General features: G+C 67.1%; 10 protein-coding genes. 8 read left to right on the plus strand and 2 right to left on the minus strand.

Annotated features, from left to right (window positions below; genetic code table 11):
- Positions 1 to 19: 19 nt before the first annotated feature.
- The gene (gene parC / locus FHW94_RS02590) at positions 20 to 2,299 is read left to right on the plus strand and encodes a DNA topoisomerase IV subunit A (protein WP_168554212.1); all 2,280 of its coding nucleotides are present in this window, start codon (positions 20 to 22) and stop codon (positions 2,297 to 2,299) included.
- A 58-nt stretch (positions 2,300 to 2,357) separates the two neighbouring features.
- Here parC and FHW94_RS02595 read toward each other — a convergent pair whose 3' ends face one another.
- Positions 2,358 to 3,263 (minus strand): LysR substrate-binding domain-containing protein, encoded by a 906-nt coding sequence (locus FHW94_RS02595; protein ID WP_168554213.1) that lies wholly within the window; start codon positions 3,261 to 3,263, stop codon positions 2,358 to 2,360.
- Between the two features lie 99 nt (positions 3,264 to 3,362).
- Here FHW94_RS02595 and FHW94_RS02600 point away from each other — a divergent pair, with 99 nt between their 5' ends.
- The 7 genes from FHW94_RS02600 to fghA all read left to right on the plus strand — a co-directional run bounded on the left by FHW94_RS02600 (position 3,363) and on the right by fghA (position 12,152).
- Entirely contained in the window at positions 3,363 to 4,400 is a 1,038-nt protein-coding gene (locus tag FHW94_RS02600) for a DUF1338 domain-containing protein (protein ID WP_168554214.1), read from the plus strand.
- Between the two features lie 97 nt (positions 4,401 to 4,497).
- Entirely contained in the window at positions 4,498 to 5,718 is a 1,221-nt protein-coding gene (locus FHW94_RS02605) for an aspartate aminotransferase family protein (RefSeq protein ID WP_210425443.1), read from the plus strand.
- A complete protein-coding gene (locus FHW94_RS02610) occupies positions 5,718 to 6,728 on the plus strand; it encodes an arginine N-succinyltransferase (RefSeq protein ID WP_168554215.1) in 1,011 nt (336 codons plus the stop codon). Before FHW94_RS02605 ends, FHW94_RS02610 begins: the two co-directional genes overlap by 1 nt.
- A gap of 5 nt (positions 6,729 to 6,733) precedes the next feature.
- Complete coding sequence (gene astD / locus FHW94_RS02615) at positions 6,734 to 8,143, plus strand: succinylglutamate-semialdehyde dehydrogenase (protein ID WP_168554216.1); 1,410 nt, start codon at positions 6,734 to 6,736, stop codon at positions 8,141 to 8,143.
- A 65-nt stretch (positions 8,144 to 8,208) separates the two neighbouring features.
- Positions 8,209 to 10,815, plus strand: coding sequence for an HWE histidine kinase domain-containing protein (locus FHW94_RS02620; protein WP_168554217.1), 2,607 nt, complete (start codon positions 8,209 to 8,211; stop codon positions 10,813 to 10,815).
- A gap of 111 nt (positions 10,816 to 10,926) precedes the next feature.
- Entirely contained in the window at positions 10,927 to 11,310 is a 384-nt protein-coding gene (locus tag FHW94_RS02625) for a VOC family protein (RefSeq protein ID WP_168554218.1), read from the plus strand.
- Positions 11,307 to 12,152, plus strand: a complete 846-nt coding sequence (fghA, locus tag FHW94_RS02630; RefSeq protein ID WP_210425445.1) for an S-formylglutathione hydrolase — start codon at positions 11,307 to 11,309, stop codon at positions 12,150 to 12,152. The genes FHW94_RS02625 and fghA overlap by 4 nt, the downstream gene beginning before the upstream one ends.
- A 52-nt stretch (positions 12,153 to 12,204) precedes the next feature.
- Here the strand turns inward: fghA and FHW94_RS02635 are convergent, their stop codons facing one another.
- Positions 12,205 to 12,954, minus strand: a complete 750-nt coding sequence (locus tag FHW94_RS02635) for a 16S rRNA (uracil(1498)-N(3))-methyltransferase (protein ID WP_210425523.1) — start codon at positions 12,952 to 12,954, stop codon at positions 12,205 to 12,207.
- Positions 12,955 to 13,005: the final 51 nt, after the last annotated feature.

A 13,005-nucleotide genomic window follows, 5' to 3' on the forward strand; every position in this document is an offset into this window, starting at 1 on the left:
GGCCTAAACCCTGCGGGCCATGGCCGATGATTTCAAAGATCCGTTCGACGCTATCGTCGATGCCCCGTTCGACTCCGCCCTGTCGGAGCGTTACCTGGTCTATGCCCTGTCCACGATCACCGCGCGCTCGCTGCCCGATCTGCGCGATGGGCTCAAGCCGGTGCATCGCCGCCTGCTGTGGGCGATGCGGCAATTGCGGCTCGATCCCACCGGCGGTTTCAAGAAATCGGCGCGCGTGGTGGGCGATGTCATCGGCAAGTATCACCCGCATGGCGATGCCAGCGTCTATGACGCGATGGTGCGCCTCGCCCAGGATTTCGCGCTGCGCTATCCCTTGGTCGATGGCCAGGGCAATTTCGGCAATATCGATGGCGATAATGCGGCCGCCTATCGCTATACCGAAGCGCGGCTGACGCCCACCGCGATCCGCCTGATGGCCGGGCTGGACGAAGGCACGGTCGATTTCGTGCCCACCTACAATGGCGAGGAGCAGGAGCCGGAAATCTTCCCGGGCCTGTTTCCCAACCTGCTGGCCAATGGCGCCAGTGGCATTGCCGTGGGCATGGCCACCAACATTCCCAGCCACAACGTGGCCGAGATCGTCGATGCCACGCTGATGCTGATCGACAATCCCGGCGTCGAACATGCCCAGTTGATGGAAGTGTTCCACGGCCCCGATTTCCCCACCGGCGGTGTGGTGGTGGACAGCCCCGCGGTCATTTCCGCCGCCTATGAAACCGGGCGCGGTTCGATCCGCGTGCGCGGGCGCTTTTCCAACGGGCGGGGCGAGGATGGCGCCTGGGAGGACACCGGGATCGAGCGGCTGGGCAGCGGCCAATGGCAGCTGGTCATCTCCGAAATTCCCTACATGGTGCAAAAGGGCAAGCTGATCGAACAGATCGCGGCCCTGATCGCCGACAAGAAGCTGCCGATCCTGGAAGACGTGCGCGACGAAAGCGACGAGCACATCCGCATCGTGCTGGTGCCCAAGAGCCGCAACGTCGATCCCGAGCTGCTCAAGGAATCGCTCTATCGGCTGACCGACCTGGAAACGCGCTTCGGCCTCAACCTCAATGTGCTCGATGCGCATCGCACGCCTGGCGTGCTGGGCTTGAAGCTGCTGTTGCAGGAATGGGTGATCAGCCAGATCGACATCATGCTGCGCCGCACGCAGCACCGGCTGGACAAGATCGCCGCCCGCCTCGAACTGCTCGAAGGCTATATCATTGCCTATCTCAACCTCGACCGGATCATCGAGATCATCCGGACCGAGGACGAGCCCAAGCCGGTGATGATGGACGAATTCGGCCTGACCGACCGCCAGGCCGAAGCCATTCTCAACATGCGGCTGCGTTCGCTGCGCAAGCTGGAAGAGATCGAACTGCGCAAGGAGCGCGACGCGCTGCTGTCAGAGCAGGACGATCTCAACGCCCTGCTGGAAAGCCCGGCGCGCCAGCGCACCCGGCTGAAGCGCGAATTGAACGCGCTGCGCAAGGACTATGGCCCGCACACCGCGCTGGGCCGCCGTCGCACCACGATTGCCGAAGCCGCGCCCACGCGCGAATTCTCGATGGACGCGATGATCGAGAAGGAACCGGTAACGGTGGTGCTGTCCGCCCGTGGCTGGATCCGCGCGGCCAAGGGGCACTTGGCCCTCGACACCGAGTTCAAGTTCAAGGAAGGCGATGGCCCGGCCTGGGTGCTGCATGCGCAGACCACCGACAAGCTGCTCGTCGCGCTCGACAATGGGCGGTTCTATACCCTGGGGGCGGACAAGCTGCCCGGCGCGCGCGGCTTTGGTGAGCCGATCCGCACCATGGTGGACATCGATCCTGACGCCCACATCATGGCGCTGGTGGTCTATCGGCCCAAGGGGCAATTGCTGCTGGCGGCCAACACCGGGCGCGGCTTTGCCGCGGAGATGGACGAACTGCTGGCCGAGACCCGCAAGGGGCGCGGCGTGGTTTCGACCAAGCCGGGCGTCACCCTCAAGATCGTGCGCGAAATCGCGCCCGAGCATGATCACGTGGCCGTGGTGGGCGACAATCGCAAGCTCGTCATCTTTGCCCTGTCGGAAGTGCCGATCCTGGCCAAGGGGCAGGGGGTGACGCTGCAACGCTATCGCGACGGCGGCTTGTCGGACGCGATCACGCTCAAGCTGGACGACGGGCTGACCTGGACGATGGGCGGCGAAACCGGCCGCACCCGCGTGGAAAAGGACCTGCTGCCCTGGAAAGTCGCGCGCGGCGCGGCCGGACGGCTGCCGCCGGTGGGCTTCCCGCGCGACAACACGTTCTAGGTTTCGGCCCCCCGTCAGGCCTGCGGCCTGCCACCTCCCCATTTCATGGGGAGGATCGCTACGTTTCGCCCTGTTCCTTGGCCGCGTCTACCAGCCAGTCGTGGAATTTCACCAGCCCTGGGTGGTCGCGCCAGTCGGGGCGGAGCACGAGGTAGTATTGGCCTTCGTCCACCAGCGCGGTGGCAAAGGGGGTTACCAGCGAGCCGGATTGCAGTTCCGGTTCGATCAGGAAGCGCGGGAGCAGGGCGGCGCCCGATCCGGCCGCGGCGGCCTGGGCCAGCATCAGGAAGTGTTCGAAGGTCGCGCCCTTGAGCGGTGGCAGGCCTTCGATGCCGGCCATGGCAAACCAGCGGTTCCAGGCGCTCCGCCGCGAAATCTGGAATAGCAGCGGCTTGTCCAGCAGGTCCTGGGGTTGTGTCACGCCTTCGGCCGCCAGCCAGGTGGGCGAGCAGGCGACCACGGCCTGTTCGGTAAACAGCGGCACCATTTCGGCATCGGCCCAATCGGCGGCGCCGAAGTGGATCGCGGCATCGAAGCGCTCTTCGCGCAAGTCGAACGGAAACGAGCGTGCCGCAAAGTTCACGGTCAATTCCGGGTGGCGCGCGGTCAACCCCGGCAGGCGCGGCGCAAGCCAGCGCATGCCAAAGCTGGGCAGCGTGGCGATGGCAAGGTCGCGCCGGCTGCCACGGTCCATTGCCTTGGCCGTGGCCATGCGGATGCGGCGCAGCGCCGGCTCGATATCCTCGGCATAGGTGCGGCCGGCTTCGTTGAGCGTGACGCGGCGGCCATGACGCTGGAACAGCGGGGTTTGCAACGCTTCTTCCAGCAGGGCGATCTGGCGGCTGACCGCGCTTTGCGTCAGACCGAGCTGCTCGCCGGCGCGGGAAAAGCCACCTTCGCGTGCTGCGGTCACGAAGCAGGCCAGCGCGGTCATCGAAGGGAGTTCACGACGCGATTCGCTCATTCCAAAACCCGATCAACAGATGATGCTTCCCCGTTTTGAAGCACGGCTTTCCTATCATAAATAGCATGTCCAGACGATATTAGATCGAAAGGGCGCATTATGCCGAACTTGGCAACCATCGAACAAAGCAGCGGCTCGGACCTTGTCGAAAATGTCCTGGGCCATGCCGAGGCCGCGCGGATTCGTGCGCTGGCCGCGCCGATGGTGCCGGTGGGCAGCCATGCTCCGGTCAATGGAATCGATGCCCTGCGCTTTGCCGAGGCACTCAACCTCGTGCTCTTTGCCGATCTGCTCGACCGCGTGCCCGAAGGCGCCGAGTATGTGGCGCAATGCGCGGCCCAGGGCCGCCGCATCGTGCTCGACCATGGCGCGCTGCGTACGGTGGCCCTGCCGCAAGGCGCGCGCTGCGCCATGCCCAACGGGGTGGAGGCGTTCCGCCGCGTGCTCGAACCCCTGGGCTATGTCGAAGTGGGCGTCTATCCCCTGCCGCGGCTCAAGATGACCGGGCATGTGTGGTGCCACGCGCGCTTTGCCGAAACGATGCCGCAGTTCTTTGTGAGCGAACTGCATGTGGACCAGTTCTCGCCCGCCTTTTCCAAGGCGGCGGTGCGGGTGTTCGGCTCCGCGCTCGATCGGCTCGACGCTGCGACGGCGCAAGTCCTGGCCCGCTTTGCCGCAGGCGGCAGCGTGCCGCAGGAAGACGCGGCAGCCGCGCTCAAGGTGGTCATGCGGCTGTTCGATCGCCAGCATCCCGTGCCGTTCGAGCGCGACTATGAAATCCTGCGCGCCGAAAGCGCCGAAGCCGCCTGGATTTCCACCGAAGGCAATGCCTTCAACCATGTGACCGACCGGGTGAGCGACGTTGAGGAAACGGCCCAGGGCGAGCGCGAGGCCGGGCGGAGCATCAAGGACAAGGTGGAAGTCTCGGCCTCGGGCCGGGTGCGCCAGACGGCACTGCGCGCCGCGCAAGTGAAGCGCTCGTTCCGCGCCGACGATGGCACGCTGACCGCGCAGACCGTGCCGGGATCGTTCTTCGAATTCATCACGCGGCGGGTCGATGCGGCCACGGGCAAGCTTGATCTCACGTTCGACAGCGGCAATGCCACGGGCATCTTCAAGATGACCGCCGCGGCCTGATCCCGTTTCGCCGCCCCCAGCCCGCAATCGCGCGGGGGGCGGTTCAAACCCAACAGAAACACAAAATCCGCGATCTCGTTTGCGGGGAGAAATCGTCATGTCTGAAGCTCTGATGCCGCTTTATGCCCGTGCCCAGATCGAAGTGGAACGTGGGGAAGGCGTGTGGCTGGAAGCGCGCGATGGCCGTCGCTTCCTCGATTGCGTGGCCGGCATTGCCACGTGCAGCCTGGGTCACGCGCATCCCGCGCTGGTCGAGGCGCTCACCGCGCAGGCGCACAAGCTGTGGCACGTGTCCAACATCTTCCGCATTCCCGGCCAGGAAGAACTGGCCGACAAGCTGACCAGCGCCACCTTTGCCGACCTGGCCTATTTCGCCAATTCGGGCACCGAGGCAGTGGAAGCCGCGCTCAAGACCGCGCGCCGCTATCACTATGCCAAGGGTAACGCCGAACGCATCGACGTGATCGGCTTTGCCGGATCGTTCCACGGCCGCACCTATGCGGCGATCAACGCCTCGGGCAATCCCACCTACCTCGAAGGGTTCGGGCCGCGCCTGCCCGGCTATGTGCAGTTGTCGATCGACGACATGCCCGCCCTGGCACAGGCGATTGCCAGCCCCACCACGGCGGCGGTGATCGTGGAGCCGGTGCAGGGCGAAGGCGGCGCGCGGGCGCTGTCGGGCGAGTTCCTGCTGGAACTGCGCCGCCTCACGCGCGAACACGGCGTGCTGCTGATCCACGATGAAGTGCAAAGCGGGATGGGCCGCACCGGCAAGCTGTTTGCCCACCAGTGGTTTCCCGGCGCAGAGCCCGATATCATGGCCATTGCCAAGGCGCTGGGCGGCGGCTTTCCGATCGGCGCGTGCCTGACCACGGCCGAAGCGGCCAGCGGCATGGTGACGGGCGTGCATGGCACCACCTTTGGCGGCAATCCGCTGGCGATGGCCGTGGGCCTCGCCGTGTTCGACGTGATTGCGCAAGATGCCACGCTGGCGCATGTTGCCGCCATGTCCGACCGTTTCTACACCGGCTTTGCCCAGCTTGCCGGGCGCTATCCCGATCAGATCGTGGAAACGCGCGGCAAGGGCCTGCTCATGGGGCTCAAGCTGCATGCCAACAACCGCGAGGTGATGGCCCTGGCGCGCGAGCATGGCCTGCTGGTGGCGGGCGGCGGCGAGAACTGCATCCGCATGCTGCCTTCGCTGCTGATCACGGCGGCTGAAGTGGACGAGGCGCTGGCCCGCCTCGACGCGACGCTGGCCGATGCGCGCGGGCGCGGCTGGGGCTTGGGTCACGCCGCCAGCGCGGTGGCGGCCTGATGCTGGTGGTGCGGCCGGCCGGGCCGGCCGACATCGATGCCCTGCTCGATCTGGCGTTCCTTTCGGGCAAGGGCTTCACCAGCCTGCCCGAAGACCGTGGCTTGCTGGCCGAGCGGCTGGCGCTTTCGGCGCAGAGCTTTGCCCGTGAAGTCGCCCCGGCCGAGGCGTGGTATACGCTGATGCTGGAAGACCTCGACACCGGCATGATCGAAGGCGTGGCCGGGATCAAGGGCGGGGTCGGGCTGCACCGGCCACACTTTTCGTTCCGCGTCATGACCTTGGCGCAGTATTCATCGGCCACGGGCACGCGGTTCGATCACCAGGCGCTGGTGCTGGTCAACGAATGCACCGGCGCTTCGGAAGTGGGATCGCTGTTCCTGCGCCCGCGCAAGCGGCAGGGCGGGGCGGGGTCGCTGCTGGCCCGCGCGCGCTATGCCCTGATCGGCGCCAACCGCGATCTGTTTGCCGCCACGATCATGGCCGAACTGCGCGGCTGGTTCGACGAGCGTGACGAAAGCCCGTTCTGGCACGGCATCGCCGCCAAGTTCTTTCGCCTGCCGTTCGAGGATGCCGACCGGATGATCACCGCCACCGATGGGCAGTTCATCCTGGACCTGGCGCCGCGCCACCCCATCTATCTGGAACTGGTGGATCCGGCCGCGCGCGAGGCGATCGGCAAGGTCCATCGCCATGGGGAACGCGCGCTGGCGATGCTGGAAGACGAAGGCTTTACCCGTTCGGGGCTGATCGACATCTTTGACGGTGGCCCCACCGTGACTGCTCCGCGCGACCAGCTGCGCACCATTCGCAATGCGCGCAGCCTGCCCGCCGCCGCCGGCGTGGTGGAAAGCGGGCCCGATGATCGGCTCCACCTGGTGGCAACGCCGGGCCTGGCCTCGTTCCGGGCCACGCTGACGCCGGCGCGCATCGGCGAAGACGCGCTGGTCGTTCCCGAAACAACCCTGGCCGCCTTGGGCATTCGCCCGGGCGATGCCCTGATCGTGAGTTGATTGCCGTGACCCAAAGGCTCCAGTCGTTTGATCCGGCCCATGGCCGCGTGGTGTGGGAAGGCGATGTGGCCGATGCGGCCGCCTGCACCGCCGCGCTGGACAAGGCCCGCGCTGCGTTCCCGTCCTGGGCCCGCACCCCGCTGGAAGAGCGGGTGGCGATTGCCCAGCGCTATGCCACCCTGGTCAAGGCCAGTCCCGCGCTTGCCGAACTGATCAGCGCGGAAACCGGCAAGCTGCTGTGGGAAACCCGCACCGAGCAGGCCGGCATGGCGGGCAAGGTTGCCGTATCCATCGCCGCCCAGGCCGAGCGCACGGGCACGCGGCAGGCTGAAATGCCGTTCGGCAGCGCCACGCTGCGCCATCGCCCCCATGGCGTGATGGCGGTGCTGGGCCCTTATAACTTCCCCGGTCACCTGCCCAACGGGCACATCGTGCCGGCGCTCCTGGCCGGCAACACCGTGGTGTTCAAGCCATCGGAGCTGACGCCGGCGACCGGTGCTGCCATGGTCGGCCTGTGGCGCGAGGCGGGGCTGCCCGATGGCGTGCTCAACATCGTGCAGGGCGGGCGCGAGACAGGCGAAGCGCTGCTCAAGGGCCGTATCGACGGCCTGCTGTTCACCGGCTCGGCCACGGCCGGCCAGATTTTCCGCCGCCAGTTTGCCGACCGGCCCGACGTGGTCCTGGCGCTGGAACTGGGCGGCAACAATCCGCTGGTGGCTTGGGATGGCGATCCGGCCGCGGTGGCCAGCCTGATCGTGCATTCGGCGTTTGTCACCAGCGGGCAACGCTGTTCGTGCGCGCGCCGGCTGATCCTGCCCGAAGGCGCCTGGGGTGACAGCGTGGTCGACGCGCTGGCAGACCTGGCGCAGCGCCTGCCGATCGCCGCGTGGGACGAGCCGGGCGAGGCGTTCATGGGCCCGCTGGTGGGCGACGCGCAGGCGCGTGGCGCACGCGCTGCGGTGCGCGACCTAGTGGCAGGCGGCGCCCGCACCATCCTGGCCGAAGCGGCGCAGGATGGGCGGCGCGAGGCGTTCTTTGCCCCCGTGATCCTGGACGTGACCGGGCTTGCCGTGCCCGATCGCGAAGTGTTCGCGCCCGTGCTGAGCGTGCGCCGGGTGCCCGATTTTGCCGCGGCACTGGCCAGCGCCAACGACACCGCATTTGGTCTTTCGGCCGGCCTGATCTCCGCCGATCCGGCGCTGTGGGATGAATTCCGCCTGTTCGTGCGCGCCGGCGTCGTCAACTGGAATCGCCCGACCACCGGGGCTGCGGCCAACATGCCGTTCGGCGGCCTTGGCGAGAGCGGCAACCACCGCCCCAGCGCCTATTACGCTGCCGATTATTGCGCCTGGCCCATGGCCAGTTTCGAAGCGCCGGCCATCGCGGCCCAACCGGTACCCGGCGTGCCGGCCTGAAAAACCGCACGGGTGCCGGATTTTTCCGGCACCTTTTTTGCATCCGTGCGTTATGCGCAGCACGGATGACCAAACACTCTGAATCGGACGGCCAGGTTCCCGGCAATGGGGCGGGAGCCTTTGCTGTAGATCTCAGCAATTGTGATCGCGAGCCGATCCATGTCTTGGGCATCATCCAGCCCTTCGGCTTTCTGGTCGCGGTCACGCCCGATTGGATGGTGGCACGGGTTTCGGAAAACCTCGCCGAATTCACCGGCACATCGCCCGAAACCGCGCTGGGGCAGCCGCTCTCCGACCTGATCGATCGCGAGGCTATCCACACCATTCGCAACCGCCTGACCACGCTGCGCGGGCCCGACGCGGTGGAGCGGATCTTTGGCGTGCCATTGCTGGCCGATCGGCCGCCGTTCGATGTGGCCGTGCATTTTTCCGGTCGAGAGATCGTGATCGAGGCGGAGCCGGCAGCAGCCGAACCGCTTGAAGCGACATCGGTCGTGCGCAGCATGATCGCGCGGTTGCAGCAGGTGGATGGCCTGCCTGCGTTCCTGCGCGAAGGCGCGCGCCAGGTACGCGCGATCACCGGTTTCGACCGGGTGATGGTCTATCGCTTCGATGCGCAGGAATCGGGTGAAGTGGTGGCCGAGTCCGTGCGCCACGGCGTCGACAGTTTTCTGGGCCTGCACTATCCGGCCAGCGACATTCCGTCCCAGGCCCGCAAGCTCTATCTGCGCAACACCTTTCGCGTGATTGCCGATGTGGGGTCAACCCCGGTGCCGCTGATGCCGCAGCGCGATCCCGACGGCAAGCTGCTCGACCAGTCGCTGTCGCTGCTGCGCGCGGTCTCGCCGATCCACGTCGAGTATCTGCGCAACATGGGCGTGTGCGCCTCGCTGTCCATCTCGATCGTGGTGGGGGGCAAGCTGTGGGGCCTGTTCGCGTGCCACCACTATGCCCCGCGCCTGCCCAGCATGGCGGCGCGCAGCGCGGCCGAACTGTTCGGCCAGATGTTCTCGCTGATGCTCGACGCGCGCGAGAATGCCCAGGCCCGCGAATACGAAGCGCGCGGCCGCGCCGTGACCGACCGCCTGCTGGCCACCGTGGCGCAGGACAACGACCTGCTCGACAATCCGCAATGGCTGGCCGACGTGATCGGCGATGCCATTCCCGCCGATGGCATCGGTGTCCACGTGCGCGGTCAAACCTCGCTGGTGGGGCTGACGCCCAATCCTGCGCAGTTCGAAGACGTGGTGCGGCTGCTCAACCGCGTGTCGTCGGGCCAGGTCTTCGCCACCGAAACCATCGCCGCGCAATTGCCTTCGGCCGCCGCGCATGGCGATGTGGCCGCCGGCATGTTGGCCATTCCGCTGTCTCGAGAGCCGCGCGACTACATCGTTTTGTTCCGCGCCGAACGCCTGCGCGAAGTGCGCTGGGGCGGCAAGCCGGAAAAGGAAATCGTCTACGGCCCCAATGGCCCGCGCCTTACCCCGCGCAAGAGTTTCGAGGCGTGGGCGGAACTGGTCAAGGGCACCAGCCAACCTTTCACCCCGGCCGAGCGCCGCGTGGCCGAGGCGCTGCGCGTGGGCATGCTGGAAGTTCTGGTGCGCCTGGCCGAAACCGCCGGGGCGGAGCGCGCGCGCGCCTCGGAACGGCAGGAACTGCTGATCGCCGAACTCAACCACCGGGTGCGCAACATCCTGTCGCTGATCCGCGGGCTTATCGCCCAGACCCGCGATGGTGCCGCCGACGTGGCCGGCTTCATCACCACGCTGGATGATCGCATCCGCTCGCTCGCCCGCGCGCACGACCAGATCACCGCCGATCGCTGGGGCCCGGCGCGGCTGGCCGATCTGGTGGAAATAGAAGCCGGCGCCTATCTGCGCGCGCAGTCCGAACGCGTCGTGGCGCAGGGCGAGAACGTGCTGCTCTATCCCACGGCCTATGTCACCATTGCCCTGGTGATCCATGAATTGATGACCAACGCCGTGAAATACGGCGCGCTTGCCGGGCAGGGCACCGTGCATCTCTCGTGGGAGCGCGACGTGCATGGCGGGCTGGCGCTGGACTGGCAGGAGCGCGACGGCCCCCCCGTCGCGACGCCCACCCGGCGCGGCTTTGGCAGCACCATCATCGAGCGATCGATCCCCTATGACCTGGGCGGCACGGCGCAGATTTCCTATCTGCCGGCCGGGGTACACGCCCGTTTCACGCTGCCCGAACCGTGCGTGGCAGGGGTGACGGCGGCGCGCCACAGCGGGCCCATGCCGATCAGCCTGGGCGGCGCGACCACCCCGCTCGACGGGTGCAACGTCCTGCTGGTGGAAGACAGCATGATCATTGCGCTCGATGGCGAGGACGCGCTGCGCGAACTGGGCGCTGCCGCAGTGAGCACCGCGCCCACGGTGCGTGACGCGTTGCGCATGCTGGACCAGGGTCCGTTCCACTTTGCCTTGCTCGATTTCAACCTGGGCGTGGATACCAGTGCGGCCGTGGCCGACAAGCTGATCGAGCTGGGCGTGCCCTTTGCCTTTGCCACCGGTTATGGCGAGGGGATCGGCGTTGAGCGCTGGCCCGGCGTGCCGGTGATCAACAAGCCCTATGGGCTCAAGGAACTGCGCGCCGCCGTCAGCCAGGGCCAGGCCGCGCCCCCGGCGGACTCTGCCGCGCAGCAATAAGCACGCCCCCGCCACGATCGGTCCACGCGGGCACTTGACCGGCAGGGCCGCTGCCGGGCACACCCCGCAACGCGCGGCAACGGCATGCCGCAACCGGGGAGACGAAAGCCAATGTTCAGCCACCTGATGATCGGCACGAACGATATCGATCGTGCCAAGACATTCTACGATGCCACTTTTGCCACGTTCGGCGGGCCCGAGGGCATCGTCGATCGCAAGAAGGGGCGGCTGATCTATGTGCACAACGGCGGCATCTTCATCCTGACGTTGCCGATCAACGGCGAACCCGCCACGTGCGCCAACGGCTTTACCGTGGGCTTTGCCATGACGCCCGAACAGGCCGATGCCTGGCATGCGGCCGGCCTGGAGCATGGCGGCACGCCGTGCGAAGATCCGCCGGGGCCACGCCAGGGCAGCCCCTATTATCTGGCTTACTTGCGCGATCCTGATGGCCACAAGATCTGCGCACTGCACAACTATGGACAGGTGCAATGACGTTGGAAACCGTTTCGACCAGCCGGGCCCACGGCGGCGTGCTGGGGGTGTACAAGCATGCCTCTACTGCCACGGCCACGCCGATGACCTTTTCGGTCTTCGTGCCGCCCCAGGCGCAGCAGGGGTCCAAGCTGCCCGTGCTGCTCTATCTTTCCGGGCTCACCTGCACCCACGCCAATGTGACGGACAAGGGCGAGTATCGCCGGCTTTGCGCCGAACTGGGCCTGGTCTTCGTGGCGCCCGATACCTCGCCCCGCGGCGAAAACGTGCCCGACGATCCGGCCGGCGCCTATGATTTCGGCCTGGGCGCTGGCTTCTATGTCAACGCCACGCAAGAACCCTATGCGGCGCACTATCGCATGTGGGACTATGTGTCGCAGGAACTGCCCGCCTTGCTGGGAGCGCATTTCCCGGTGGACCTCGATCGCATGGGGATCACGGGCCATTCGATGGGTGGCCATGGCGCGCTCACCCTGGGGCTGACCTATCCCGAAACGTTCAAGTCGCTTTCCGCCTTTGCGCCGATCGTGGCGCCGGGCCAGGTGCCCTGGGGGCACAAGGCGCTGGGCGGGTACCTGGGCGAAGACCGCGCTGCGTGGCGTGCGCACGATGCCACCGCGCTGGTGGAAGACGGCAAGCGTCCGGCCGGCGCGATCCTGGTCGACCAGGGGGATGCCGATGGCTTCCTGGCCGAACAGCTGCGCCCCGAACTCTTCGTCAGCGCGTGCGAGGCGGCGGGAGTCGACCTCACGCTGCGCCTGCAGCCGGGCTATGACCACAGCTACAACTTCATTTCCACCTTCATGGAAGACCACTTGCGCTGGCACGCCGAGCGCCTTTGAGCCTATCCGTGTCATCACCCCGGGGCTGAGCCCGGGGTGACGACAATGGGGCCTACCGCCCCCAATCCCCGGCAACTCCCATCCACAATGCAAGACCGGCGAGCGCGGCGGTTTCGCCCCGCAGGATGCGCGGCCCCAGCGTGATGGCGCGGGCGGCGGGATGCGCGCGGACGAGCGCGCGCTCGGCTTCGTCAAAACCGCCCTCTGGCCCGATCAGCAGCGCCGCCGGGCCATTGTGCGCGGCAAAGGCTGCTGCGGCCGGGTCGCCGCCCTGCTCATCGGCAAAGAACAGCGCGCGGTCTTCGGGCCAATCGCGCAGCAGGGCCTCCAGCTTCACCGGATCGGCCAGCGCGGGCAGGGCGGTGCGTGCGCATTGCTCGGCCGCCTCGGTCACGATCGTGGTGGCGCGTTCGGCATTGAGCTTGTCCGCCACGCAGCGGCGGGTGATCACGGGACGGATCTGCGCCGCACCCAGTTCGGTGGCCTTTTCCAGCACCCAGTCGAACGCCTGCTTCTTCAGCAGGGCCGGGCACAGCCACAAGTCCGGCACGGCTTCCAGCGGGCGCATCTGCCGCTCCACCGCCAGCACCAGATCGCGCTTGCCGGCGTGCGCCACGCGGGCCAGCCATTCGCCGGTCTGGTTGTCGCACAGCACCACGGCATCGCCGGCGCCCGCGCGCATCACTTTGCCCAGATAGTGTGCCTGCCCGCCTTCCAGCAGCACGCTGGCGCCTTCCTCCAGCCGTTGCGGCACGAACAGGCGGGGGGCGGAACGCGGTGGCCAGGCGGGGGTGGCGGGCAAGTGATCGGTCATCGGCAGGTTCATAGGCAGGCGGGCGGCTTCGGGCAATCT

Source organism: Novosphingobium sp. SG720 (assembly GCF_012275365.1).
Taxonomy (GTDB): domain Bacteria; phylum Pseudomonadota; class Alphaproteobacteria; order Sphingomonadales; family Sphingomonadaceae; genus Novosphingobium; species Novosphingobium rhizosphaerae.

Coding starts and splice junctions, on each gene's coding strand:
- parC (WP_168554212.1), top strand. CDS start 20: ATGGCCGATGATTTCAAAGATCCGTTCGACGCTATCGTCGATGCCCCG.
- FHW94_RS02595 (WP_168554213.1), bottom strand. CDS start 3,263: ATGAGCGAATCGCGTCGTGAACTCCCTTCGATGACCGCGCTGGCCTGC.
- FHW94_RS02600 (WP_168554214.1), top strand. CDS start 3,363: ATGCCGAACTTGGCAACCATCGAACAAAGCAGCGGCTCGGACCTTGTC.
- FHW94_RS02605 (WP_210425443.1), top strand. CDS start 4,498: ATGTCTGAAGCTCTGATGCCGCTTTATGCCCGTGCCCAGATCGAAGTG.
- FHW94_RS02610 (WP_168554215.1), top strand. CDS start 5,718: ATGCTGGTGGTGCGGCCGGCCGGGCCGGCCGACATCGATGCCCTGCTC.
- FHW94_RS02620 (WP_168554217.1), top strand. CDS start 8,209: ATGACCAAACACTCTGAATCGGACGGCCAGGTTCCCGGCAATGGGGCG.
- FHW94_RS02625 (WP_168554218.1), top strand. CDS start 10,927: ATGTTCAGCCACCTGATGATCGGCACGAACGATATCGATCGTGCCAAG.
- fghA (WP_210425445.1), top strand. CDS start 11,307: ATGACGTTGGAAACCGTTTCGACCAGCCGGGCCCACGGCGGCGTGCTG.